Genomic DNA, 24603 nt, shown 5'->3' with positions numbered 1-24603 from the left:
GTCCGGTTCAGGAAGCGACCATCGCCGAGACAGGAGTGCCGCCATGAAGCACCGCATCGTCGTCCTCGGAGCCGGCTACGCCGGAGCGATCGCCGCCGGCCGCCTCGCCCGCCGGTTGCACCCCGACGACATCGAGATCACCGTCGTCAACGCCGAGGCCGACTTCGTCGAGCGGGTCCGCATGCACCAGCTCGCCACCGGCCAGGACCTCACGCACCGCCCGCTGAGCACGGTGTACGCGGGCACCGGCGTCCAGGTCCGCCTCGCCCGGGTCACCGCCGTCGACGTCGACCGCCGGACCGTCGCGCTGACCGACGAGCAGGGTGCCGACGAGATCGCGTACGACACCCTCGTCTACGCCCTCGGCAGCACTGCCGCCGAGCACGGCGTCCCCGGCGTCGCCGAGCACGCGTACGACATCGCCGGCCGGCCGTCGGCGCTGCGGCTGCGTGACCGCCTCGTCCACCTCACGGCCGGTCAGCGGGTGCTCGTGGTCGGCGGGGGTCTCACCGGCCTCGAGGCGGTCACCGAGATCGCCGAGGCCCGGCCCGACCTCGACGTCGCGATCGCCGCCCGCGGCGGCCTCGGTGACTGGCTCAACGACAGGGCGCGCCAGCACCTGCGGGGCGTGGCGGACCGGCTCGGCATCACCGTCCACGAGCACACCGACGTCGTCCGGGTCGAACCGTCGGGCGTGGTCACCGCCGACGGCGGGACGATCCCGGCCACGGTGACCGTCTGGACGACCGGCTTCGCCGTCCACCCCATCGCCGCCGCCACCACCCTGACCATCACGGCCACCGGGCAGATCGTCGTCGACGACACCATGCGGTCCGTCTCGCACCCCGACGTGTACGCCATCGGCGACGCCGGACTCGCCGCCGGGCCGGATGGCAAGCCACTGCGGATGTCGTGCGCCTCGGGTACTCCGATGGCCTGGCAGGCCGCCGACGCCATCGCCGCGCGCCTGACCGGTCGGACGAAGATGCCGAACGCACCGCTGCGCTACTTCAACCAGTGCATCAGCCTCGGCCGCCGCGACGGCATCATCCAGTACGTGACCGCCGACGACCGCGCCAAGCCGTCCCAGCTCACCGGACGCCTGGCGGCCCGCTACAAGGAGGTCGTCTGCAAGGGCGCCGCCTGGGGCATCTCCCACCCGATCCTGTACCCGGTACGCCGCCGCCGCGTCAGCGCCACCCGGACCGAGGCCGCCGCGACGGTGTGACCCTCAGGAGAACGTTCGGCGTGCCCAGGTCCGAAAGTCGGTCGTGGGCAGGCCGAGCGCCCGGGTGATGTCCGGACGGGCGGGGCTGCCGTTCTCGTTGATCCGCTCGACCGAATCGATCATCGCGGGGTGCAGTCCGCGTTCGACGGCTTCCTGCGGGGTGAGGACGGGCGCGGAGATGGTCCGACCGGTGACCTCGGTGAGGATCGCGGCGATCTCGGTCATGGTGAGCAGGTCGCCGGCCAGTTCGACGTCCAGTCCGTCGAGTCGGCCCGGCTGCGTGAACGCGATCGCCGCGGCCTCCCCGATGTCGTCGACGGCGACCCACGGAAGCCGCGTGTCGGCAGCGAAGCCGGTGATGATCGTGCCGCTGGACCAGTCGCCGAAGAGGTAGGACCAGCCGAGCAGGTTCTCCATGAACGTCGACGGCTTGAGTACGGTCCAGTGCGCGAAGCCGCGGGCGCGGACCATCTCGTCGACAGCCGCCTTGCTCTCCCAGTAGTGCCGGTCCCAGCGGCCTTCGGCCCAGCCGGGCTGGTTGCGGTGGAAGTCACCCGCACCGGACACGCTGCTGTGCACGACGTGTGCCACCCCGGCCCGGCGCGCGGCCTCGATGACGTTGCGGCCACGCGTCAGCTCGGCGTCGCCCTGCAGATTCGCCACGTCGGGAAACGGGATCGAGAAGAGGCCGTCCATCCCCTCTGCCGCGGCGAGCAGCGACGCCGGGTCGTCCAGATCACCCTTGACCAGTTCGGCCCCCCTGGCCGCCAGAGCCTGGGCGCTGTCGGTGGCGACGTCGCGGACCAGGGCGCGTACTGCGGCGCCACGGTCGAGCAGTGCCCCGGCGGTGGCCCCGCCCTGCTTACCGGTCGCGCCGATGACGAGAACAGCCATGACGCCTCCCCCAATAAGTGGGGCGTCACCCCACTTCACCCCGGCTACGATATGGGGGACCACCCCACTTTGGCAAGGGCGAGCCATGAGAGCGGACGCACAACGCAACTACGACCTCATCGTGCGGGCGGCCGCGGAGGCCATCGCCCGCGACGGCGCGTACGCGTCGCTGGAGGAGATCGCCCGAGCCGCCGGAGTGGGCTCGGCGACCCTGCACCGGCACTTCCCCTCCCGGTGGTCCCTGCTCCAGGCCGTCTTCCGGACGTGCGTCCGCAACCTCGCCGGCCGCGCCGAGGAACTGCTGACCGAGCCGGACGCCCTCGCCGCCCTCACCACCTGGCTGCGCGAGGTCACCGTGTACGCCACGACGACCCGCGGCCTGGCGGTGACACTGCTGAACGCGCCACCCGAGGAGAGCGAGACCTGCGGCGCGACGCTCAGCGCGGCAGGCGAGAAGCTGTTGCGCCGAGCCGTCGAGCAGGAGTCCGTCCGCGCCGACGTCGCCATGGCGGACGTGATGACCCTCGCCAACGCGATCTCACTCGCCGCCCAGCCGGCAGACGCCACGAAGGCGGAACGACTCCTGACCCTCGCCCTGGCCGGAATCCGGTCCCACGGACGGTGACCCGCCCGCCTTGACTCGATCGTCATGCTGGAGGCCGAAGCCCGTACCAGCGTTGGAGGACCCGTGCGCAAGCCAGCCAGGACCGCCGCCGTCCTCGTCGGGCTCGGCGTCGGCGCCGCGATCGGCCCATCCCTCGGGCCGGCCGCCATCTGGTCCGGGTCGCGGTCGCCGCGCTCGGCGTGGCGCTCTCGCTGGTCGGCACCACGGAGTCCCGCCTCGTCGAGGACGGCTTGACCGACCGCGGGGAGGGTACCCAGGCCGCCGCCGCACGACGGCGCAAGCGGGAGACGCCGACCCTCAGCGGCCCGGGTACCCGGGTGGAGCAGATCCTCGACCTCGCCGAGAAGCAGGCCGAGGACCACCGCACCGTCGCGCGACTCGAGGCGGAGAGTCCCCCGAAAGCTGGTGAGTCAGTTGCCGGTGGCGCACAGCGCCGTCTCGACGCTCTCGTTGACCTCGGCGAGCATCTGCTCACTGGTCGGCAGGCCGGTCACGGCGACCACGGCCCCACGGCCGTCGCGGGTCACGAGGTTGCGGGTCTCGAAGCCCTGGATGTCGCCGCCGTGGCCCCAGGCCTCGCCACCGCAGGGCAGCTCGTGGCTGGCGATGCCCAGCCCGTACGCGTACTCGCCGGTCGGCTCGAAGCCCGGTGCGGGCACCGTCGTCATCATGGCTTCCTGCTGCGCGGGCTTGAGCAGTCGACCACCGACCAGCGTCTCGAAGAAGGTCCGCAGCTCGTCCGGGGTGGAGACCAGTTGGCCGGCGGACCAGCCCAGTGACGGGTCCATGTCGGTGACGTCCACCCACGGGGCGCCGGGGGCCAGTCCGACGTAACCGTGCGGGTGCGTACCCCGCAGGCGCTGCTCCCCCACGCCGGGCCAGTAGGTGTCGCGCAGGCCGAGCGGCCTGATGATGCGGTTGGTGATCTCCTCGCCGATGGGACGTTCGGTGACCTGCTCGACGATGAGTCCGGCGAGGACGTAGTTGGTGTTGCTGTACTCCCAATTCGAGCCGGCCGCGAAGTGCGGCGCGTTCGTCAGCGCCGCGTCGACAAGCCGCCGCGGCTCGTAGTACGAGTGGCTCTTGTCGACGAGGTCCTGCGCCTTGGTGAACAGCACGTCGTCGTAGTCCGCCAGGCCGCTCGTCTGCTGCAACAGCTGCCGCACGGTGATCTTGCCGCCGTCGTTGCCGTGCCCTCGCACGACCCCGGGCAGGTAGTGCTCGACCGTGGCGTCCAGGTCGATACGGCCCTCCCCCACCAGCTGCAGGACGACCACCGCGGTGAAGGTCTTGGTGTTGCTGCCGATACGGACCTGGCCGTCGCGGGGCACCGGGCGGTGCGCCTCGATGTCGCTCACCCCGGCGGTGTAGTCGCGGACCCGACCGGCGGGCCCCCGCACCGAGGCGAGCACGCCGGGGAAGCCACCTTCGCCGACCAGGCCGTCCAGTTGTCGCTGGACGGCGTCCCGTGGAGTGGTTGGTCGACCGGAGTCGGCGGCGGCGAACGCCGCCGGGCCGGCCAGGACGGTGACGGCAGCCGCCGTCGCGGCGACCGCCCGGAGGGCGTGGCGGCGGGTGAGGGTACGAGCTTGCGGGGGCATGGCTGCTCCTCGGTCTCGGAAACGCCTGATGCCATCAATGGTTCAAGGAATCCGATACGGGGACGATCCCCCCTGCTGCCCTCCTCCGGGTACAGCCTGCGCTACCCCTGGCGTCCCCGTCGGTCACTGCTGTCGGCACGGCGAGGTCGTCGGCCAGGCTCGTCACCCCCGGCCGTCAGCCCGGCGGATCATCTCCTCCGTCTCGGGATCGGGCATGAGCTCGCGGACCTCCTGACCGCAGCGGCAGGAGGCGGCGATCCTGGCGGCCCACACGAGCGCCTCCTCGCGGGTGGGCACGTCGACGACCGCGAACCCGCCGATGACCTCCTTGGTCTCCGGGTAGAGGCCGTCGGTCACCGACCCGTTCGTGGCCACGATGCTGGCCCGCTGCCTTTCGAGCCCGCCGCCGAACACCCAGACGCCGGCGTCGACGGCCCCCTCGACCACCGCGTGTGACGCCTTACCCACGTCGGACATCTCCTCGGCGGGGATGTGGTCCATCGCGCCGTCGTTGAACGAGATCAGGTACCGCGCCATCTCGAAGCTCCCTTCGCGAGGCGGCAGTTCGACGGCGGCCTCGGGTCGGACGGGATCGCGCCCAGCCGCACCGTCACCCACGGCCCGGCCTGCGGATCGGCCCCCTCGTCGCTCATCCACTCGGCCGGCAGCCGCACCCCGGTGCCCTGCGCGACGCGTACGTCGTCCAGGTCGTCGGCGAAGGTGGACGGGGCATCGCCGTGCCGCTGCTCCGGGTCGTTCAGGTCCATCCAGGCGAGCACCCTGCCGTACACCGCGTACGTCAGGCCGCCGTTGCCGTTGATGGTCCACTCGACCGTGTGCACCCGGGTACCGTCGCTGAGCCAACGCAGCACCTCGGGCCGGCTCAACGCGCAGCCGTTGTCCTGGAACACCAGCACGTCGGAGCCGATCTGCGCCAGGTCGGCACGCTCGCCCGACTGGTCGTCACCGGGCTCGACAGGCGTGGCCCGCAACCGCTCGATGACCCCGTCGACAGTGGCCTCGACACTCGCCGGCTGCACCACGGCCCAGCTCAGCCCCTCGGCGAGCCAGTCCCGCTCGCTGAGGAAGTCGTCGTAGTAACGCACCGCGTCCGAGACCATCGGAACACGGTACGACGATCGTCGCCGCCGGTGGTGCCGCTGCGTCGACCCGGCGATCTCGGGCGATCTCCTACGAGGCTCGCAGCGCTTCCAACCGGCTGCCGAGCCGACCGAGGAAGTCGCGGAACGCCGCCTCTCCGTGCGGTGTATCGATCTCGTCGGTCAGCGGACCGTCGTACCGCCCGGCCTGGACGATCGCGTCGGCGTAGGCGTCGGGACCGGCACCGAAGTAGCGGCGCTCGCCCATCGCCACGGCCATCTGGTCGGCCGTGGCGTCGTCCAGTTGGGGGGTGAACATCAACCCGTACAGGATCTGGTTGATGAGGCCCTTCCAGTCATCAGTGGCCACTCGCAGAAACCCTTTCCGATTCCGGCAGTCAGTTCAGCCGGGTTCGGCCGTCGAAGCCGAAGAGCGGGACGTTGTCGACGCCGTTGCGACCCAGTTCGTCGGTGACCTGTCGCATGTGTTGCGGCGTCGGCTGGTAGTGCCCACTCGCCGAGGTCACGTACTGCACCCTACCGTCGACCACCGCGATCTCGCCGGCCGCGGCGACGGGATTGCCGTTGCCCAGCGTGGAGTGGTGGAACTTGCCGACCTCCTGGTAGGTCGACGCGTAGATGTTGCCGCGTTCGTCCATCACGAAGATGGCCCGTCCCCCGTCCTGACTCCAGTGCGTGCTCGCGTTGCGGGTGTCGAACGGCTGCCCGTCCCGGGCGCTACGCATGATGCCGTCCGAGTCGACGTAGACCCGGTGCTGTTCCCGCGCCGCATCGTCGAGGCGGTGTACGGAACTGGGCCGGAACGGGTTGCCGGGGTGGTCGCCCATCGTCTCGTACCGGTACTTGTCCAGCATCGGCTTGCCCTGGTAACGAGCCTCCCGCAGCGGCCCCGGCACCGTGGGCGGTCGACCCGGCCCACGGCCCCCCTTGCGGGTGAACCGACGAAGCAGCGTCTTCGCACGACGGAGAAGCCGCGGAATGATCTCGTTGACGACCCGGTCGACGACTTCCTTGATGATCCGGCGGATCGCGATCCGGGCCGCGCCGATCGTGAGCGGGATCTGCGCCAGCGACGCACCCAGCGTGGGCGCGGCCGCCGCCAGGGCCATCGCCACCTGGATCACCACGATGATCAACTGGACGATCGTGAGGATCTTCTGGGTCAGCGTGATCACGGCCATCACCAGCAGCGCGGCGGCGATCAACTCGGCGGCTTCGGCACCGTCCTCGATGCGCCGGGTCGGCCCCTCCTCGCCTCGCCACATGGTGTCGAAGGCGGTGACGTCCCGGCCTCGGTTGGCGACGCCGACCATCGCGGCGTCGGTGTTCGCCGTGGTGCCCGCCGAGCGCAGCGTTCCGGCGAAGGCCGTCCACGCCTGGGCTGCCTCGAACAGCAGTTCCTCGTCGGCCTCAGGCCAGGTGAAGCCCACCCAGTTGAGAGCTTCGGCCAACTCGGGTGGCAGTTGCAGGCCCATTCGACAGCTCCAGTCCCGTGCACAGGTGGCGTACCCGTGTCGGTGCGGTTCGACGAGGAAACTCGGCGGAGTTTATCGGCGCGAGCGTCCTGGCGTGGCCCGGCCGGTGCGTGCCATCGCGGAGGTCTGTCCAGCTTGGAAGGTGTCGATGTCCGCCGGTACCGTTCCGCGAGTGGGATGGCTGACGGACCGGCGCCGTGACGTTGCCGGATGGTTGGTGACGCCACTGTTCACCCTCGTGGCGGCACCGGTGTTGGCCTGCGCCGTCGGATTGCTGGGGAACGTCGGAGACCACAATGGCCCCCCGGCGCTGTGCAAGGAGGCCGTCGCCGACAACATGTGCGAGGAGACCAGCCTCGGGGTGATCGGCGTGCACGTGGCGATCTCAGGGGCCCTGTGGTTGCTGCTCTGGCTCATCCCCTGGTGGCGGGGTCTTCGCGCCGCGCGTGTCCTCGTCGCCATCGCCGCGACAGTCGTCCTCGTACTCCTACCGGTGCGGATGTTCGACTGGTCCATCCGGTACTTCTGACAACCGCTCCCGGTCGCGCCCGTCCCGCTGTCGGGGACAGCTTTCCTGGTTCAGGGCTGGACGTCGTTGGAGAGATTCATCCGGATCCCCGTGTTGCGGTACCCGGCGCGACGGAAGGCGGCCGCCATGGGCGTGTTGCCCATGTCGGTGGTGGCGGTGATGCGCGACTCCCCGTTGGCCGCGTGAAAGCGGGTGATCTCGGCGAGCACTTCGTCCACGTAGCCGCGCCCGTGGAACTCCGGCACCACCCCGAGATAGCCGACGTTCACGTTGTACGAGGTCGCGGAGGGAATCGCCATGCCCGCCACCTCCTCCTCGTGCGTGTAGGCGACCCGCCACCACTCCCGCTTGCCCGGTGCCCGGAGGTAGAAGTCCATCTCCTCGCGCGCGGTCGCGTCCACGCCCTTGGCGGCCAGGTTCGCACGCGTCTGGGCGTCCAGGCTGCCCTCGGCGATTCTCCTGAACACCGCGAGGAACTCCTCGTCGGACGCCTCGGTGAACCGCAGCCGGCCGGTCACGGGAGGCACCCCGTCGGCGGGTGCCCACTCGAACTGCAGGCGCTCCACCTCCCGGGTGAGGCCTGCCGTGTGCGCGGCTGCCCTCCGCCACTCGACGGCCGCCGAGGTGGCGGGATCGTCGCGCCAGCCACCCGTCACGCTGATCCGGTACTGCACCGGCTCCGGGAACCCGGCCAGCACGGCCCTCATCAGCTCGGCCGCGACGGCGGCACGGTCGCCCACCGCAGGGTCCACGTCGAGGCAGTCGAGCGCGACCGGATGCGGGCTGCCCTTCGGACCCCACCACAGCGCCCGCCCCACGACCTGACCGTCGTGCTCGGCGATCCAGGTCCATCCCGGCCGGTACATGCCGTCGGCCAGATCGGCCACGTACCGATCGGCGGAAATCCACCCCACGGGTTCGGTCACAACCCAGGCGGTCACGCGACCGAGGTCTGCGGGGGTGCTAGCGCGGTAGGAAATCACGTGCAGAGGCTAGCGACGCTGCTGCGGACTCCGTGCGGACCAACGCCGCCATGGTGATCGCTAAGCCTGCCTTCGCGCAGGGCGCGGACCCGGAAGGGTCAGGTTCCCGGGCCCAGAGCACCTGAGACCGCGGACGCATGCGGCCGAGCCGGCTAAACTAATCGCTTAGCTAAGCGAGGAGGTCGCGCGCCATGTCGGCTGAGCCGGTGCACTACAACATGCATGATGCCAAGACCCATCTGTCGCGCATCATCGAACGGGTGGAACACGGCGAGGAGGTCATCATCGACCGGGCGGGCACCCCGGTAGCGAAGGTCGTACCCCTGGTCCGGCGGGCTAACCGCACCGCAATCGGCTCCCTCGCCGGCCAACTGGACCTCTCCGGTGACTGGGACTCACCACAGACCAACGCCGAGATCGCCGAGGACTTCGGCATCGGCGCATGAACCTGCTGCTGGACACGCACGTCGCGCTCTGGGCCATCACCGGCGACCCGGCCCTCGGCCCCGAGTTACTCGATCGACTACGCCACGAGCCGGACATCTTCCTCTCCCCGGTCACCCTGTGGGAGATCACCATCAAACAGAGCACCGGGAAGCTCGCCGGACCTCCTGACCTTGCCGAGCGGGTAAGAGACATGGGCTTCCGGGAACTCCCGGTGACCCACGTCCACGCTATCGCCGCCGGCCGCCTGCCATCGCACCACCGCGACCCCTTCGACCGCATGCTGGTGGCACAGGCGATCACCGAAGGGCTGGCCCTCGCCTCCCGCGACCCGTCGATAGCGCTGTACGACGTGGACGTCCTCAAGGTGTGATCGCACAGCTCGGTCCACGCTTGATCCACACCGCGCCGTGGGCTGGCGCGGACGCTGCCGGCGTGACTGCCGCCGAGCCAAGCCTCGGAGCGGGGCCGGCTGGCGATGACGGCAGCCATGGACGCCGTACCCCAGATCGACCTTGCGCCGCCCTACTCCCGCGGTACGGGCGCAGCAGGCGCCCTGCTCATCGAAGCGGCGCTCGCCGCCGCCACCAGCTCGGACGTCACCGCCGCAGGCGAACTCACCGAGCGCGCGGCCCGTCTCGCGGACGACGCCAACTGCCACGACCACGACGGCATCGCATTCGGCGCCACTCCGGTCGACCTCGCGCGCGCCCTGATCGCGACGTGGTCCGGGGATCACCACCTGGCCGTGCTCAGACACCGACGGGCCATCGGTGCCAACGGTTGGCACCTGCTCCCCGCCGAACATCGAGCCGCCCACCTGATCGACATCGCACGTGCCCACCTGAACCTCGGCGACGCGGGCGCAGCCGGCCAGGCCCTGGTCAACGCCGATCGCATCGCGCCTGCGGAGACGTGGACCCGCCGCGTCGCCCGGGAGTCGCTGGCCGCTGCGCTACGAGCCGGCCCAACAGCAGCCGACGTGGCCCGCTTGGTCGCCGCCATCGGACTGACCCGGCGCTTCCGGCGTCGTCCATTTCGAAGGCGAGGACGGCGCCCGCTGGTCCTACGTCTACGCCGACGGACGGATGGCCCAGCAGGGTTGGCTCGGCTGGGACGGATCGGTCGAGCCGTTCGGCGAGTACGTGGATCCCCCTTCCTCGGGGTAACACTCGTATTCGGATCTGCCAGCGAGTCATATTCATACTTGTGCGATATACCGCTCACCCCGTACGCCGCCCGCATCCTCTGTGCGGTTCCGCGAGCTGTCACCGTCGCCTGGGAGGTCATGCCCCCAATTTCCGAGTGCCTGAACTCAGGCGTCGACGGCGTGGCGTGCGGGGCGGCGCAGGGCATCGCCGGCCCGGTCTTCGCGTTTCCCGCAGCACTCCTGGTGGCGCTCCTTGGCGCAAAGCTTCTCCGTGTTCGCCAATGGTGGCAGGTAAGCGCATCGGCAACGTTCCTGACAGCTCTCCTCACCACGGTCACCCACATCGACACCTGGCGCGCTCTAGCCGCGCTTCCCTCGAACCCGACCGCCCTGCACTGCACCGGTGGAAATCTGGAACGGACGCGCGATGTGATCCTTGCTCGGCGTTGCTAGCGTCGTGGCCACTTCTGGGGGGCGAGGGCGACGGTCCCGACCTCGAGGCCGGCCCAACCGGGCCGTCGGCAGCATGACTGACCAGGTATAACGGTGGGGCGGGCGGGACTCGAACCCGCGACCGAGGGATTATGAGTCCCCTGCTCTAACCGGCTGAGCTACCGCCCCGACACCGCGCGGATCTTATACCGCCCGGTGGATCACGGGCCAGCGCCGATGCGGCCCCGTCCCATCACCGCCGCCGTCGCCACAGCAGCACGATGGGCAACGCGAGAATAACAGTGAGCAGCGAGCCCGCCACGACGACGCCCCACAGCCACACGTGGCGACGATCAGAGGTTATCAACTACGGCTGCGGTGTCCTCTTTCGAGGCGCGGGGTCAGCCGGCGCGCAGCTCCTCCAGCACGGCACCGGCGGCCCGCCAGCCGCTGGCGAGAGCGCCCTGGATCGATGGACTGTCCCGGTGGTCACCGGCCACGAACAGCCCTTCGGCGAGCGCAACCGGCTTGCGCAGCCGACCCTGCGGAGGCGGGGCGGCGGGCAGGGCGTCCGGGACGGACACGGTGGTGAGGTGCGTCCAGTCGGCGGTGGATCGGCCGTACAGCCGGGTCAACTCGGCCCGGACGGTCGGCTCGGGCGGGGCCGTCGGGCCGACCACCGAGGTCGCCACCAGGTGCCGCCCGGTCGGCGCGTACGTGCTGGCGGCGTTGCTGAGCACCACCGTGTTCGCCACGATCTCCCGACGGTCGCCGTCGACGAGCAAAATCGGCTCGGCGAGCGGCGGCTCGGAAGCGCTGTGGTAGTACGTGGTGTAGCTGTGCATGCGTACCGTCGCCAGAGCCGGCAGCAGCGCGGCCACGGCGGGCGGGTCGACGGCGACCACGACGGCCCGGCAGCGGATGTCGCCGGCCTGCGTGCGGACCAGGCCGGGCGCGACCTGCGCGACCGGGGTGTCCAGGTCGAGCAGGTCGACCGGGAGCGGGTCGGCGATGACCCGGGGCAGCGCGGCCATCCCCTCGGCGGGCAGACCGATACGGCCCCGGGCGAACGAGCGCAGCACCATCGCGAACACGTGACTGGAGGTCGCCAGCTCGCGGTCGACGAACACACCCGACAGGAACGGCCGCAGCAGCTCCTCGATGATCGCGTCGGAGAGGCCGGCGCGACGCAGCGCCGTCTCGGTGGTGGTCTCGGGCGCGGCCAGCAGCCGGGACGCCGGCAGCGTCGCGCACCCGGTGGCGAGCGCGGCGAAGCGGAGCCGGTCGAGCAGCGAGCCGACGTCGGCGAGCGCGGTGCGCGGCCCGCCGGTCGGCTCGCGCAGCGGGTTGACCAGCCGCAGCAGGTCGTCACCGCGGCGGACCAGCACGCCGGAGGTGAAGTACCCGAGGTTCAGGCGGTCGGTGTCGAGCAACGTCCCGAGCCGCGGGTAGGCGGTGTTGAGCACCTGGAAGCCACGGTCGATCAGGTACCCGTCGACGACGTCAGTCGCCACCCGGCCCCCGAGCCGGCCGCCGGCCTCCACCAGCCGCCAGGGCACGCCGGCACGGTGCAGCCGGCGGGCCGCGGCAAGGCCCGCCAGGCCTCCGCCGACGACCACCACGTCGGTCTCAGCCAGCATCGCGCGCCTCCCGCTCACCGTTCGTCCGGGACAACCGGCCCGGCCACCAGATCTTCGGCCCGATGTCGTACGCGAGCGCGGGCACCAACAGCGACCGGACGATGATCGTGTCGATCAGTACCCCGATCGCGACCGCCGTACCCAACTCGACGAGCACCACCAGTGGCAGGACGGCGAGGGCGGAGAACGTCGCGGCGAGCACGATCCCGGCCGACGTGATCACCCCACCGGTGACGGCGAGGCCGGCCAGCACACCGGCCCGGGTGCCCCGCCGGACGGACTCCTCGCGGACCCGGCTGGTCAGGAAGATGTTGTAGTCGATGCCGAGCGCGACCAGGAAGACGAACGCGAACAGCGGGAACGACGAGTCCACGCCGGGAAAGTCGAAGACGTGGCGGAACAGCAGCGCGCAGAGGCCGAGGGTGGCCGCGAAGCTGAGCAGCACCGTGCCGATGAGCAGCAGGGGCGCGAGGAGCGCGCGCAGCAGCAGGGCCAGGATCACCGCGATGACCACCAACACCACCGGGATGATGACGTTCTGGTCGCGCTTCGCGGCGTCCGAGGTGTCCACGTTGATCGCGGTGAACCCGCCGACGACGGCGTCCGCGCCGGGCACCTGGTGTACGGCCACCCGCAGATCACGGATGGTGCGCTCGGCACCGTCGCTGTCCGGCGCGTCGGTGAGCGTCGCCTCCAACTGCACCCTCCCGTCGACGACCTTCGGGGCAGTATTCGGGTCGGGTGGACCGCTCTGCTGGCCGCCGCTGAACGGGCGTACCGCCGCCACCCCGCGTACGCCCTGCGCCACCTGGGCCACCTGCTGCGCGGCCCGTTCGGTGACGAAGATGGTGGCCGGACTGCCGGTGCCGGCCGGGTAGTGCCGGGCGATCACCTCCTGGCCGTCCACCGAGTCGGTGCGCTGGGTGAACAGGTCGGACTGACCGAGGATGGTCGCGCCGAGCTGGGTGAGGCCGAGGGTGAGGATCGCCAGGACGACGGCCGTACTCAACCAGATGGGACGGGCGTGCCGGGCCACGAAGCCGGCGATCCGGCTCCAGATGCCGTGGTCGGCCTGGGGATCGGACTGGTCGACCCGGGGACGTCGGGGCCAGAACGCCCACCGGCCGCCGAGGACCAGCAGCGCGGGCAGGAAGGTGAGCATCACCAGCAGCGTGGCGGCGATGCCGATGGCGGCGACCGGGCCGAGCGCCCGGTTGGAGTTGAGGCTGGACAGCAGCAGGCAGAGCAGGCTGACGATGACCGTCCCGCCGGACGCGATGATGGCCGGCGCGGCACCCCTCCACGCGGCACGCATCGCGCCCCACGGTCGCTCGTGGCGGTGCAACTCCTCCCGGTAGCGGGCGATCAGCAGCAGCGCGTAGTCGGTGCCGGCACCGAACACCAGCACGGTGAGGATGCCCTGCGCCTGCCCGTTGAGCTTGAGGATGTCGGCGTCGGCGAGCAGGTAGACGAAGACCGACGCCAGCGCGTACGACATGCCGGCGGCAAGCAGCGGAAAGATCCACAAAACGGGGCTGCGGTAGACGATCAGCAAGATGATCAGCACCACCACCAGCGTGACGAGCAGCAGTGGCCCGTCGATGGCGGAGAAGACCTCGATCAGGTCCGCGAGCAGACCGGCCGGGCCGGCGACGTCCACGCTGAGCCCGTCCCGGTCACCGCCGGCGATGTCACGCACCTGTTGGACGACCGCGCCGATCTCCTCACCCTCGGCGTCGTCCACCGGCACGACAATCTGTAACGCCTGGCCGTCCTCGCTGGGGATCGGCGGTGGCAGCGGAGTGACCACGCCGGGCACCCGGGCGAAGCGGGCCGCGTCGGCGGCCACCCGCTGCCGGTCGGCGTCGGTGATCCCCGACGATCGCTCGTAGACGACAAGCGCCAGCGTCGTCTCCCGATCGACGAAACCACCGGCGAGGTCCTGGGCCCGGGTCGCCTCGGCGTCGGTCGGGAGGAACGCGGCGTTGTCGTTGGTGGAGACCTCACTGAGCCGCCCGGCGTACGGGCCGGCCACCGCTCCGATCACCAACCAGGCCAGCACGACCACCACCGCGACCAGCGTGGCCCGGCCGAAGCCCCCTCGTCCGGTCATTCGCGCTCACCCCAACAATCGACGCATCTATCGACGCAGCGGGAGTCCAAGTCGACATCGACCATCCTGCCGGCCAGCCGAGCCCCAAGCGGCCCAAACCCTCCCATTCCACCGCCCCGCGCCCCGCGCCCCGCGCCCCGCGCCCCGCGCCCCGCGCCCCGCGCCCCGCGCCCAAGATCCTCACAACATCACCGGGTAAGGGTCTGTCAAGTTAACGGTGTAACTGGGGTTGGTTGATCTTCTACTTGCGGCCGGCGGAGAGGCGTCCGTCGAAGGTGATGTCGAAGGCGTTGAGTGCGCTTTTCCAGCGGGTGGCCCAGCGTTTGCGGCCTTACCCGGTCGGGTCGAGGCTCATCACCGCGAGGTAGACGCACTTGAGGGCGGCTTGCTCGTTGGGGAAGTGTCCGCGGGCGCGGACGGCGCGGCGGATGCGGGCGTTGACGCTCTCGATGGCGTTGGTGGAGCAGATGATCCGGCGGATCTCGGCGTCGAAGGCCAGGAACGGCACGAACTCGGCCCAGGCGTTCTCCCACAGCTTCACGATCGCCGGATACCGGCCGCCCATGCCTCGGCGAACTCGAGGAACCTTTCGGTAGCGGCGGCCTCGGTCGGTGCGGTGTAGACCGGTTTGAGTGCCTTGGCGATCGCGTCCCAGTGCTGGCGGGCCGCGTAGCGGAACGAGTTCCTGAGCAGGTGCACCACGCAGGTCTGGACCACGGTGCGGGGCCAGACCTGCCCGATGGCATCCGGTAGGCCGGTCAGTCCGTCGCAGACGGCCATGAGTACGTCGTCGACGCCCCGGTTCTTCAGTTCGGTGCAGATCTGCAGCCAGAACTTGGCACCCTCCCGCCGTCGCCGGCTCACAGGCCGAGGATGTCTCGGTGGCCGTCGGCGGTGACCGCGAGAGCGACGTAGATCGGCCGGTTGGCGACCTTCCCGTCCCTGATCTTGACGTTGATGGCGTCGAGAAAGACCACCGGGTAGACCGGATCGAGGGGCCGGTTCTGCCACTCGGTCATACCGTCCATCACCTTGTCGGTGATGGTGGAGATCGTCTGGCGAGAGACCTCGGCGCCGTAGACCTCGGCCAGATGCGCGCAGATCTCGCCGGTGGTCAGGCCCTTCGCCGACAGCGACAGCACCAGGTCCTGCACCCCGGACAACCTGCGCTGACGCTTGCGGACGATGGCCGGTTCGAACGAGCCTGCCCGATCGCGTGGCACGTCGATCTGCACCGGCCCGACATCGGTGAGCACCGTCTTGGACCGGTTGCCGTCGCGGGAGTTGCCGGAGTTCGCGCCGGCCTGGTCGTGTTTGTCGTAGCCGAGGTGGTCGGTGATCTCATCATCGAGGGCCGACTCCAGCACGATCTTCGTCAGCTGCTGCAGCCCCTGCTCGCGGGCCTGGGTCACCAACTGTGACACCAGCGCCGGGTCGACACCCGCCGGCGTCGTCTTCGTACGCGGCCGTTTGGCCTTCTCGTCACCGGGCACAGCGGCACTGTCCACCACATCGGTCGTGATCGCCATCATCAAGTGCTACTCCCTTGATCGGAGTTACACCGTTGTTTTTACAGTCCCGACGGCGGACACCACGATGAGGGTGATGCCTGTGAGTCATCTTGATGACCCACAGGCATCACGCTCAATGGAGGGGGCGGCTCCGATCCGGCCGGACCACGGGCCCGCGAGCGACGGTTCACCAGCGGCCGAAACGGCCGGTCCTCTCGGCCTCCGCAGGCCGGCCAGGGGCTTTGCCACACGGCCTAACACCGCGTCCACCAGGTCGAAATCGATGATCTGGGTCAACTCACCCAGATGTCCGGGCGCGTGCACATCCCCGGCCACCACGACCGACCGAGTGATGACAGACTTTTCCTGCAACGGAACTCCCGGGACGTGATCTTCTTGCTCGACACAAGTTGATCTACCAGGAGTCCCGTTCCCACTATCCAGCAGGGGTTGACCCGCCAATCACAGCCCTAACGCATCGGCGTGACATCCAGGATCGAGCACGATCTTGCGAGGCGAGGCGAGGCGAGGCGAAGCGCGGCGCGGCGCGGGGAGAGGCGCGGCGCGGCGCGGGGAGAGGCGCGGCGCGGGGAGGGGCAGCGCATTGGGTGACTGCACAGGATCGTGAGGGTCGAGGAACGGACGACCGCAGGTCGCGGCGGGCGCGCGCGGACGACCGGCAGATTGCGGCGGGGCAGCTGTCGCCGGCGGACCGGGCAGGCCGGCGGGCGGGGCCGAAGCAGTGCGGGCGGGGCAGCGCGGGCAAGCCGGGGTCGAGCCGGCCAGCCGGGCGAGGACGGGCGGGCCGGCCGGCGGGCGGGCCGGCGGGCAGGCCGGCGGGCAGGCCGGCGGGCGGGCCGGCGGGACCGACCGAAGCAAAGCGGGCGGGGGCCGGATGGAGGGGGATATGGGAACGCCCGTCGGCGGGTGGCCGACGGGCGTTGGGTGAAGAAGCTCCCCCGATTGGACTCGAACCAATAACCTGCCGGTTAACAGCCGGCTGCTCTGCCAATTGAGCTACAGGGGATCGTGCACCGCTCGGAGAACCGGATCTCGCCGGCACCGTGCGACGGGGACAAGAGTACAGGACATCCCCCGCTGGCGGTCCAGTGGGTTGCACCCGCATCTGCCTTGATCCAGTTTCGCAGGTCAGGACTGCGCCGCGAATCGCAACCGGGGCAAATCGCCATCCGGGCACAAGCAGGCTTGAGCGGGGAGCAGGATGGGTAGTTAGCTGCGGACAGAGGACGCAGGCGCGAATTGGTCGTGCCCGACGGGGCAACCCGATGGGGCGACGGCGCGTCAGGTACGGAAGGAGCCGCCATGCGCGGAAAGATCATGTTTCTTGGCGGGCTGGCTGCGGGATTCGTCCTGGGCGCCCGTGCCGGCCGGGAGAAGTACGAAGAGCTCGTGGTCCGGGGCCGCAAGGTGCTCGACCACCCGACCGTGCAGGAGGCGGCCGGGGTCGCGCAGGCCCAGGCCAACCGGCTCTACAGCGAGGGCAAGGACAAGCTCGGCCAGACCAAGCTCGGCGAGAAGCTGGGTAACGGCAGCACCGGCAATCAGGAGCTGACCGCCGCCGACGACGCGTTCGCCGGCACGCCCGCCACGGTGGGCGCCAAGGCGGGCTCCGGCTCGGTCGGCACGGCCTCCGGGTCGCCGTCGGCCACCACCCCCCGCACCAAGCCGTCCGGCTCGGGCACCAACGCAAGCACGCTCTGACCCACCCGCACGTCGACGGGCCGGCCGCCGCGAGGCGACCGGCCCGTGTCGTGTGCGGATCATGGTCCGGACAGACCGAGCCGTGGCCCGGCCCGGTGGTCGTCGGGCCGGGCGCGGGGCTCGGTCAGTCCTTGCTGCTGAACGCCGCGTCGAAGGCGGCGCTCGGCGCGTCGAAGGCGAGCCGGCGGACGAACTGCAGCGCCTCCGGGGCACCCAGCAGGCGGTCCATTCCGGCGTCCTCCCACTCGACGGAGATCGGGCCGGTGTAGCCGATCGCGTTCAACGCCCGGAAGCAGTCCTCCCACGGGACGTCGCCGTGGCCGGTGGAGACGAAGTCCCAGCCGCGGCGCAGGTCGGCCCAGGGCAGGTGCGAGGCGAGCCGGCCGCGCCGGCCATCGCCGGTACGCACCTTCGCGTCCTTGCAGTCGACGTGGTAGATCCGGTCGGCGAAGTCGAAGATGAAGTTCACCGGGTCCAGCTCCTGCCAGACGAAGTGCGACGGGTCCCAGTTCAGCCCGAACGCGGGCCGGTTGCCGATCGCCTCCAGCGTCCGCTTCGTCGTCCAGTAGTCGTACGCGATCTCGCTGGGGTGCACCTCGTGCGCGAACCGCACCCCCACCTCGTCGAACACGTCGAGGATCGGGTTCCACCGGTCGGCGAAGTCCTGGTAGCCGCGCTCGATCATCGACGGCGGCACGGGCGGGAACATCGCCAGGGTGTGCCAGATCGACGAGCCGGTGAAGCCGACGACGGTGTTCACCCCGAGCTTCGCGGCCGCCCGCGCGGTGTCCTTGATCTCTTCGGCGGCCCGCTGGCGGACGCCCTCGGGTTCCCCGTCGCCCCAGATGCGGCCGGGCAGGATGTCCTGGTGCCGCTCGTCGATCGGGTGGTCGCAGACCGCCTGACCGACCAGGTGGTTGGAGATCGTGAAGACCTGAAGGTTGTGCTTCGCGAGGGTCTCCTTCTTACGCTCGACGTACGAGTCGTCGGCGAGCGCCTTGTCGACCTCGAAGTGGTCGCCCCAGCAGGCGATCTCCAGACCGTCGTAGCCCCACTCGGAGGCGAGCCGGCAGACCTCCTCGAACGGAAGGTCGGCCCACTGGCCGGTGAAGAGCGTGATGGGTCGCGCCATTGTCCTTCTCCCCTGATGTGATGGGGATTCCGTTGTGCGGACCGGGGCGAGGGTGACCGGTCAGACCGGTACGCGGGACCGAGGCGGATCGCCGGTGGGTGCCGAGCGCACCTGGGCCCGGCGGGTTGCGCCTCCCACCGGGTCACCGGCCACCGTCACGGTCGCCGCCCCCACCCTATTTCCGTCGAGCCCATCGCGAAAGCCCCGGAGTGTCAGCTGACCGCTTCTTCGGGTGCGGGCAGGAACGCCCGGACGGTGAAACCGCCGTCGGGGTTCGGGCCGGCGTTCAGGGTGCCGCCGACCCGCTCGACGCGGCGGCGGACCGCCGGCAGACCGCCACCGGCACGCGCAGCGCCTTCCACAGGTGGCGCGCCGTCGTCGCGTACCTCAATGGTGATGCCCTGGTCGTCGTAGCGCAGGCGGACCGCGACGGCCGCGCCCGGCGCGTGCCGGCATGCGTCGGTCAGGGCCTCTTCGATGATCCGGTACGCCGCCACGTCCACCGCCTCGGGCAGCGGCCGGGGTGCCCCACCCAGGCTCCAACGCACGGGCTGACCTGCGACGAAGCCCTCCACCAGAGCGTCCAGGCGGTTCAGGCTGGGTGGCGGGCCGGTCAACGGGTCGGGCTCGTCGACCTGGCGCAGCGCGTCGTGCAGCCGGCGCCCCTGCGCCTCGACGACCTGGCGCCATCGCGCGTAACGCCCCATGCCGGTCAAGGTACTCCCAGCCGGCCGGGTGTCGGTCTGCCGCATCGGCACAACCGGCGGGACGCCGTCGGCGCGGCGGCGGTGAGGTACCGCCGCGCCGACAGCGTCATCGGGTGGTTCGCGCCGGGGCCGTCGGTCACGTCCGACGACCCCGGCGAGTGCTGCGCTGGATCAGGGCAGGGTCCACTTCTGGTTGGCCGCGCCGTTGCAGGTCCACAGGTGGACGATCGTGCTGTCCGCCGAGTTGTTGCCGGAGACGTCGAGGCACTTGCTCGTGGCCGCGTTGCGCAGGCTGCCGCCGGACTGGGCCGCCCAGTTCTGCGCGCCGGTGCCGTTGCAGGTCCAGAGTTGGATCTTGGTGCCGTCGGCGGTGGCGCTGCCGGACACGTCGAGGCACTTGCCGAGCGCCTTGACCGTCGAGTTCGGCGTCACGGTCCAGGTCTGCGCCGTACTGCCGTTGCAGGTGTAGATCTGGATCTGGGTGCCGTCGGCCGTGGCGCCGCTGCGGACGTCCAGGCACTTGCCGGCGAGGCCCTGCACTGGGCCGACCCCGTTCGTGCCACCGGTTCCCCTGTTCAGGGTGAAGTCGTCCACGTCGAAGAGCCCGGTGCCGCTGCCGTTGAACGTCAGGTACAGGTTCTGGGTGCCGGACGGGACGTTGGACAGCGCGGCCGTGACGTTGGCGTACGTGCTCCAACCGCCGGTGTTCGGCACCGTGACAGTGCCCAGCAACGGCCCGGTGGCCGAGCCGGTACGGACTCCGATGGTGCCGCCCGTGCCACCCGAGACGACCCGGGAGGTGAACGAGGTGACGCCGGTCAGGTCCACGCCGTTGTACGCGGCCCAGTCGCCCGGCTCGATGTAGCCGAGGGTCTGCCCGCCGTTGGCGCCCGCCTTGGTGAACGCGGAGACGCCGTTGGCCGAGCTGAACGCCTCGGCCTGGATCGTGGTGTTGCCGGTCGGCGGGTTGCTGCCGCCCAGCTCCTTGATCCGGATGTTGCGGAAGTAGGCGTCGTCACCCGTACCGTGGTTCTGGATGCCGATGTGGCCGGCCAGCGACCGTACCGGATTGGTGTTGGTGAAGTCGTTGATCTTCACGCCGTTGAGGAGGATCTGTAGGCGCTCACCCTCGACCAGCAGCTCGTAGGTGTTCCACTCCCCTGGCGCGTTGAGCGCCGCGTCGCGGGCCGCGAGGTCCGCGGACTTGAAGGTGTAGACCGATCCGGTGGTACGGTCCGCCGCGTCGGTGGCGTCGATCTGGATCTCGTAGCCGTTGTCCACGGCCGACCACGGGTCGCTCGACGGCGGGAAGCCGATGAAGATGCCCGAGTTGTCGTCGCCGGCCAGCTTCCAGTCCAGCTTCAGCGAGTAGTTCGTGAACTGCTTCGCGCTGTACCAGTACAGGCCCATGCCGCCCACCGAGGTGAGGGTGGCGTCGGAGTTGGTGAAGTTGCCCGGACCGGCCTGCGACCAGCCGGTGGTGGAGCCGTTGTATAGCGGCGTGTAGCCGGTCTCCGGCCGGCAGTCGGCCTTGCTGCGGCCGGCCGCGTACCGGATGCCGCCGAGCAGGTGGTTACGGAAGGCCGGCTCGGCGTACGACGCCTGGGTGTGCCCGCTGCCGGTGTAGAAGGACCGGCCACCGCTGTAGCTCTTGCACCAGGAGTGCGGGTGGTCGGCGCCCATCCCGCCACCGGAGTACGACGACTCGTCGAGCGTGGCGAGCACGTGTGCGGTGGACCGGGCGTTGGTGCGGTAGTTGTACCACTCGTCGGTGCGGGTCCAGGTCTGCGGCAGGTGGCCGGTCGCCGCGTGCCCCCGGTCCTCGACCTTGACGTTGGCCTGCTGGATGGCCGGGTGCGAGGCGAACCACGCGCCGACCAGGTTGCCGTAGAACGGCCAGTCGTACTCGGTGTCGGCAGCGGCGTGCACGCCCACGTAACCGCCGCCCGAGCCGACGTACGACTCGAAGGCGGTCTGCTGGGTGGCGTTGAGCACGTCGCCGGTGGTGTTGAGGAAGACGACCGCCTCGTACTGGGCGAGGTTGCCGGTGGTGAACGCGGCGGCGTCCTCGGTGGCGGTGACGGTGAAGCTGTTCGCGGCGCCCAGGTCACGGATGGTCTGGATGCCGACCGGGATCGCGTCGTGCCGGAAGCCGGCGGTCTTGGAGAAGACCAGCACGTCGTACGGGGCGTCGGCGGCGCTGGCCGGGGTGGCCGGGGTGGTGCAGGCGATGGCGGCGAGGACGGCGGCGCTCGCGCCGATGACGTTTCGCAGGAGTCTGCGCATGTCGCTCTCCTTCGGGACGGTGGGGAGGGGCTCCCGTGCGGTGGGAGCCCCTCCGCTCAGCTCAGGGCAGGGTCCACTTTTGGTTCGCGGCGGCGGTGCAGGTCCAGAGGTCCACCACGGTGCTGTCCGCGGAGTTGCTTCCGGACACGTTCAGGCACTTGCCGGACGCGACGTTGCGCAGCGTTCCGTCGGCCTGCGCGGCCCAGTTCTGCGCCCCGGTGCCGTTGCAGGTGTAGAGCTGGATCTTGGTGCCGTCGGCGGTGCCGGCACCGGAGACGTCCAGACACTTGCCCAACGACTTGATGGTGGAGTTCGGCGTGACCGCCCAGGTCTGTGCCGCGCTGCCGTTGCAGGTGTAGATCTGGATCTGCGTGCCGTCCGCGGTGGCCGCGTTCCGCACGTCCAGGCACTTCCCGCCCAGACCCTTGATCGGACCGGTCCCGCCGGTGGGGGCCGAGCCGGTGGTGAAGGTGAACGCGTCCAGGTCGTACAGCGCGCCGGTGCCCGTACCCGCGAAGGTCAGGTAGAGCGTGGTGGTGCCGGTCGGCGGGTTGGCGATCGCCCCCGTGACGGTGGTGAAGGTTTCCCAGCCGCCGGTCACCGGGACCGTGGCCGAGCCGAGCACCGTGCCGGTGGCCGAGCCGGCCCGCACCTGGAGGGTGCCACCGGAGCCCGCCGACGAGACCCGGGCGGTGAACGAGGTGACGTTGCCCAACCGGTACGGCTGGAACGCGATCCAGTCGCCGTTGTTGATGTCGCCGACGGTCTTACCGCCCTCGGCCGGGGTCTTGCTGAACACGTTGACGCCGGACGAGCTGCCGAAGAACTCGGCCTGGCGGTGGCGCGGCGGCAGGGTGTGCTGCGTGTGCGTGGTCAGACCACCGGCGTCGGTGTACTCGGCGTCGAAGATGGCGAAGATGTTCGCGGCGTCGTCGTGCTCCCCGTCGACGGGGATCGTGATCGAGCCGGAGCAGCCGGTCTTCGAGGTGATCTGGTGCCCGTGCTGGTCGTGGCCGAGCACGTAGGTCATCTTGACCTTGGTGCAGTCGACGGTGCCGTCCTCGGGGTCGGTCACGGTGATGCTGTACGGCACCGTGTCACCGAAGCTGAACAGCTGCCCGTTGCCGGGGTTGTTGATGGTCACCGTGGGCGCGGTGTTGCCGACGCTGATCTGCACGCTGGCGCTGCCGGTGGCACCCTGCGGGTCCCGTACGGTCAGCGTCGCCGTGTAGGTGCCGTTGCTGCTGTAGGTCTTCGTCGGGTTCGCCGCCGTGGAGGTGGTGCCGTCGCCGAAGTTCCACGAGTAGGTCAACGCCCCACCCTCGGGGTCGGACGAGCCGGCCGAGGAGAACGTCACGGCCAGAGGGGCCGCGCCGGACGTCTTGTTGGCGCTCGCGGCGGCGTTGGGCGCCCGGTTGCCGCCGGCGACGTAGTCGAAGCGGTAGAGCGCCGAGTTGGCGTCGCCGTTGAAGTAGCCGGTGCCGTAGTCGAGCACGTAGTAGGCGCCGTCCGGGCCGAAGGCCGAGTCCATCACCTGCTTGCCGACCCATCCGAAGGTGTCGATGGTGCCCCGGGAGCCGTCGGAGTTGACGTGGATGGGCTTGATCCAGCCCCGGCCGAACTCGGTGGCGAAGAACTGCCCGTCGAACGACTGCGGGAACTTGGTGGTGGAGGTCGACGAGGCGTTGTACCGGTAGACCGGGCCGCCCATCGGCGACTCGGAGCCGCCGCCGAACTCGGTCGGGGTGCCGGCGTCGCCGGCGTACCGGATCCAGGCCGACTGGGCCGGCGGCAGGGTGGTCAGGCCGGTGTTGCGGAACGAGTTGTTGGTCGGCCCGCCGGTACAGTTGTACTTCGCCCCGCTGGCGTTGGTGGCGAAGTCCCACTCGTTGTACGTCTCGGTGCTGGTGTTGGTGCCGGTGCAGTACGGCCAGCCGTAGTTGCCCGGCGCCGCGACCCGGTTGAACTCCACCTGACCGGACGGCCCACGGGTGGAGCTGGTGGAGCCGGCGTCCGGCCCGTAGTCACCGACGTAGACGACCCCGGTGCCCTTGTCCACGCTGATCCGGAACGGGTTCCGGAACCCCATCGCGTAGATCTCGGGCCGGGTCTTGGCCGTGCCGGGCGCGAACAGGTTGCCCGACGGGATGGCGTACGTCCCGTTGGTGTTCACCTTGATCCGCAGGATCTTGCCCCGCAGTTCGTTGGTGTTGCCGGCGCTGCGCTGCGCGTCGTACGCCGGGTTGCGGTTGGTCCGCTCGTCCAGGGGCGAGTAGCCGGCCGACTCGAACGGGTTGGTGTCGTCGCCGGTGGACAGGTAGAGGTTGCCGGCGGCGTCGAAGTCGATGTCACCGCCGACGTGGCAGCACAGGCCGCGATCGGCTGGTACGTCGAGGACGTCGACCTTGCTGGCCTGGTTGACGGTGAAGTCGCTGTTGAGGGTGAACCGGGAGAGGCGGTTCACTCCCTGCCAGGCCGAGAAGTCGGTGCCGGTCGCGGGCGCGTCACCCGCGGGGGTGGACAGCGGGGGCGCGTAGTAGAGGAAGATCTGCCGGTTGCTGGCGAAGTTCGGGTCGACGCCGACGCCCTGCAGCCCCTCTTCGTCGTGGTTGTAGACCGACAGGGTGCCGATGACCGAGGTGGTGCCGTTCGCGTCGGTGCGGCGCAGGGTGCCGTTGCGGGCGGTGTGCAGGACCGAGCGGTCCGGCAGGACGGCCAGCGACATCGGCTCGCCCATGTCGGAGACCCCGCGGGCGAGTTCGACCTGCTGGAAGTCGGTGGCGTTGATCGTGTGCGCCTGGGCCGGTGTCGCGCTGGCGGTGAGGGTGACCGTGCCGGTCGCGGCCACGAGGAGCAGGGCCGATCCGGCGGAGAACCATCGTCGGGACCGTGGAGTGGGTCTGTCCTTCATGGACATGTGTGCTGTCCCTTCCTGACGGGTAGCCAGGGCGGGGCGCGCGCCGTCGCGCCGGATGCCGTAGCGGGTGGTGGGGTCGATGGGTTACCGCGC

Annotated in this window: 21 protein-coding genes, 2 tRNA genes and 1 pseudogene; 7 read left to right on the top strand and 17 right to left on the bottom strand. The window is 70.3% G+C overall.

Annotated elements, in window-relative coordinates; all coding sequences use genetic code 11:
* The first annotated feature begins 43 nt into the window (after window positions 1-43).
* Complete coding sequence (locus ACGFH9_RS10580; RefSeq protein ID WP_393217301.1) at window positions 44-1228, top strand: NAD(P)/FAD-dependent oxidoreductase; 1185 nt, start codon at window positions 44-46, stop codon at window positions 1226-1228.
* 3 nt (window positions 1229-1231) lie between these two features.
* Here the strand turns inward: ACGFH9_RS10580 and ACGFH9_RS10575 are convergent, their stop codons facing one another.
* Window positions 1232-2122 carry an NmrA/HSCARG family protein gene (locus ACGFH9_RS10575; RefSeq protein WP_393217300.1) on the bottom strand — a complete coding sequence of 297 codons (891 nt, stop codon included), beginning with the start codon at window positions 2120-2122 and terminating at the stop codon, window positions 1232-1234.
* An 85-nt stretch (window positions 2123-2207) separates the two neighbouring features.
* Here ACGFH9_RS10575 and ACGFH9_RS10570 point away from each other — a divergent pair, with 85 nt between their 5' ends.
* Complete coding sequence (locus ACGFH9_RS10570; protein WP_393217299.1) at window positions 2208-2747, top strand: TetR/AcrR family transcriptional regulator; 540 nt, start codon at window positions 2208-2210, stop codon at window positions 2745-2747.
* 410 nt (window positions 2748-3157) lie between these two features.
* Here ACGFH9_RS10570 and ACGFH9_RS10565 read toward each other — a convergent pair whose 3' ends face one another.
* From ACGFH9_RS10565 to ACGFH9_RS10545, 5 genes are all read right to left on the bottom strand, one after another.
* Window positions 3158-4348: a serine hydrolase domain-containing protein gene (locus tag ACGFH9_RS10565; RefSeq protein WP_393217298.1), complete on the bottom strand. Its 1191-nt coding sequence runs from the start codon at window positions 4346-4348 to the stop codon at window positions 3158-3160.
* Window positions 4349-4510: 162 nt separating this feature from the next.
* On the bottom strand, window positions 4511-4885 hold the full coding sequence (locus ACGFH9_RS10560; RefSeq protein WP_393217297.1) for a YciI family protein: 375 nt from the start codon (window positions 4883-4885) through the stop codon (window positions 4511-4513).
* A complete protein-coding gene (locus ACGFH9_RS10555; RefSeq protein WP_393217296.1) occupies window positions 4870-5469 on the bottom strand; it encodes a hypothetical protein in 600 nt (199 codons plus the stop codon). The genes ACGFH9_RS10560 and ACGFH9_RS10555 overlap by 16 nt, the downstream gene beginning before the upstream one ends.
* A gap of 70 nt (window positions 5470-5539) precedes the next feature.
* Window positions 5540-5818 (bottom strand): hypothetical protein, encoded by a 279-nt coding sequence (locus tag ACGFH9_RS10550; RefSeq protein WP_393217295.1) that lies wholly within the window; start codon window positions 5816-5818, stop codon window positions 5540-5542.
* Between the two features lie 28 nt (window positions 5819-5846).
* Entirely contained in the window at window positions 5847-6944 is a 1098-nt protein-coding gene (locus tag ACGFH9_RS10545; protein ID WP_393217294.1) for a hypothetical protein, read from the bottom strand.
* Between the two features lie 172 nt (window positions 6945-7116).
* On the opposite strand from ACGFH9_RS10545, the gene ACGFH9_RS10540 reads away from it, so the two are divergent.
* Entirely contained in the window at window positions 7117-7473 is a 357-nt protein-coding gene (locus ACGFH9_RS10540; RefSeq protein WP_393217293.1) for a hypothetical protein, read from the top strand.
* Window positions 7474-7523: 50 nt separating this feature from the next.
* Here the strand turns inward: ACGFH9_RS10540 and ACGFH9_RS10535 are convergent, their stop codons facing one another.
* Window positions 7524-8414 (bottom strand): GNAT family N-acetyltransferase, encoded by an 891-nt coding sequence (locus tag ACGFH9_RS10535; protein ID WP_393217292.1) that lies wholly within the window; start codon window positions 8412-8414, stop codon window positions 7524-7526.
* 233 nt (window positions 8415-8647) lie between these two features.
* On the opposite strand from ACGFH9_RS10535, the gene ACGFH9_RS10530 reads away from it, so the two are divergent.
* The 3 genes from ACGFH9_RS10530 to ACGFH9_RS10520 all read left to right on the top strand — a co-directional run bounded on the left by ACGFH9_RS10530 (window position 8648) and on the right by ACGFH9_RS10520 (window position 10503).
* The gene (locus ACGFH9_RS10530) at window positions 8648-8902 is read left to right on the top strand and encodes a type II toxin-antitoxin system Phd/YefM family antitoxin (protein WP_393217291.1); all 255 of its coding nucleotides are present in this window, start codon (window positions 8648-8650) and stop codon (window positions 8900-8902) included.
* Window positions 8899-9273: a type II toxin-antitoxin system VapC family toxin gene (locus tag ACGFH9_RS10525; protein WP_393217290.1), complete on the top strand. Its 375-nt coding sequence runs from the start codon at window positions 8899-8901 to the stop codon at window positions 9271-9273. Before ACGFH9_RS10530 ends, ACGFH9_RS10525 begins: the two co-directional genes overlap by 4 nt.
* Window positions 9274-9390: 117 nt before the next feature.
* Window positions 9391-10503: a hypothetical protein gene (locus ACGFH9_RS10520; RefSeq protein ID WP_393217289.1), complete on the top strand. Its 1113-nt coding sequence runs from the start codon at window positions 9391-9393 to the stop codon at window positions 10501-10503.
* Between the two features lie 94 nt (window positions 10504-10597).
* Here ACGFH9_RS10520 and ACGFH9_RS10515 read toward each other — a convergent pair.
* The 6 genes and pseudogenes from ACGFH9_RS10515 to ACGFH9_RS10490 form a co-directional block, all read right to left on the bottom strand.
* Window positions 10598-10671, bottom strand: a tRNA-Ile gene (locus ACGFH9_RS10515).
* Window positions 10672-10883: 212 nt separating this feature from the next.
* Window positions 10884-12122: an FAD-dependent oxidoreductase gene (locus tag ACGFH9_RS10510; RefSeq protein ID WP_393217288.1), complete on the bottom strand. Its 1239-nt coding sequence runs from the start codon at window positions 12120-12122 to the stop codon at window positions 10884-10886.
* Window positions 12112-14235 carry an MMPL family transporter gene (locus ACGFH9_RS10505; protein ID WP_393217287.1) on the bottom strand — a complete coding sequence of 708 codons (2124 nt, stop codon included), beginning with the start codon at window positions 14233-14235 and terminating at the stop codon, window positions 12112-12114. The genes ACGFH9_RS10510 and ACGFH9_RS10505 overlap by 11 nt, the downstream gene beginning before the upstream one ends.
* Window positions 14236-14566: 331 nt before the next feature.
* Window positions 14567-15099 (bottom strand): annotated as a pseudogene (locus ACGFH9_RS10500) (IS256 family transposase).
* Window positions 15096-15767 carry a transposase gene (locus ACGFH9_RS10495; RefSeq protein WP_393217286.1) on the bottom strand — a complete coding sequence of 224 codons (672 nt, stop codon included), beginning with the start codon at window positions 15765-15767 and terminating at the stop codon, window positions 15096-15098. Before ACGFH9_RS10495 ends, ACGFH9_RS10500 begins: the two are co-directional and overlap by 4 nt.
* Before the next feature lie 933 nt (window positions 15768-16700).
* Window positions 16701-16773, bottom strand: a tRNA-Asn gene (locus ACGFH9_RS10490).
* Window positions 16774-17069: 296 nt separating this feature from the next.
* Between ACGFH9_RS10490 and ACGFH9_RS10485 the strand changes: the two genes are divergently transcribed.
* Window positions 17070-17468 (top strand): hypothetical protein, encoded by a 399-nt coding sequence (locus ACGFH9_RS10485; RefSeq protein WP_393217285.1) that lies wholly within the window; start codon window positions 17070-17072, stop codon window positions 17466-17468.
* 124 nt (window positions 17469-17592) lie between these two features.
* Here ACGFH9_RS10485 and ACGFH9_RS10480 read toward each other — a convergent pair whose 3' ends face one another.
* The 4 genes from ACGFH9_RS10480 to ACGFH9_RS10465 form a co-directional block, all read right to left on the bottom strand.
* Window positions 17593-18600, bottom strand: coding sequence for a sugar phosphate isomerase/epimerase family protein (locus ACGFH9_RS10480; protein WP_355244312.1), 1008 nt, complete (start codon window positions 18598-18600; stop codon window positions 17593-17595).
* 212 nt (window positions 18601-18812) lie between these two features.
* Entirely contained in the window at window positions 18813-19307 is a 495-nt protein-coding gene (locus ACGFH9_RS10475; protein ID WP_393217284.1) for a sensor histidine kinase, read from the bottom strand.
* Window positions 19308-19478: 171 nt separating this feature from the next.
* Complete coding sequence (locus tag ACGFH9_RS10470; RefSeq protein ID WP_393217283.1) at window positions 19479-21593, bottom strand: ThuA domain-containing protein; 2115 nt, start codon at window positions 21591-21593, stop codon at window positions 19479-19481.
* A gap of 61 nt (window positions 21594-21654) precedes the next feature.
* A complete protein-coding gene (locus tag ACGFH9_RS10465) occupies window positions 21655-24510 on the bottom strand; it encodes a PQQ-dependent sugar dehydrogenase (RefSeq protein ID WP_393217282.1) in 2856 nt (951 codons plus the stop codon).
* Window positions 24511-24603: the final 93 nt, after the last annotated feature.

This window comes from Micromonospora sp. NPDC049102 (assembly GCF_043197485.1).
Taxonomy (GTDB): domain Bacteria; phylum Actinomycetota; class Actinomycetes; order Mycobacteriales; family Micromonosporaceae; genus Micromonospora.
Note: the sequence above shows the minus strand (reverse complement) of the source record. Positions and strands in the feature narration are given on the sequence as shown.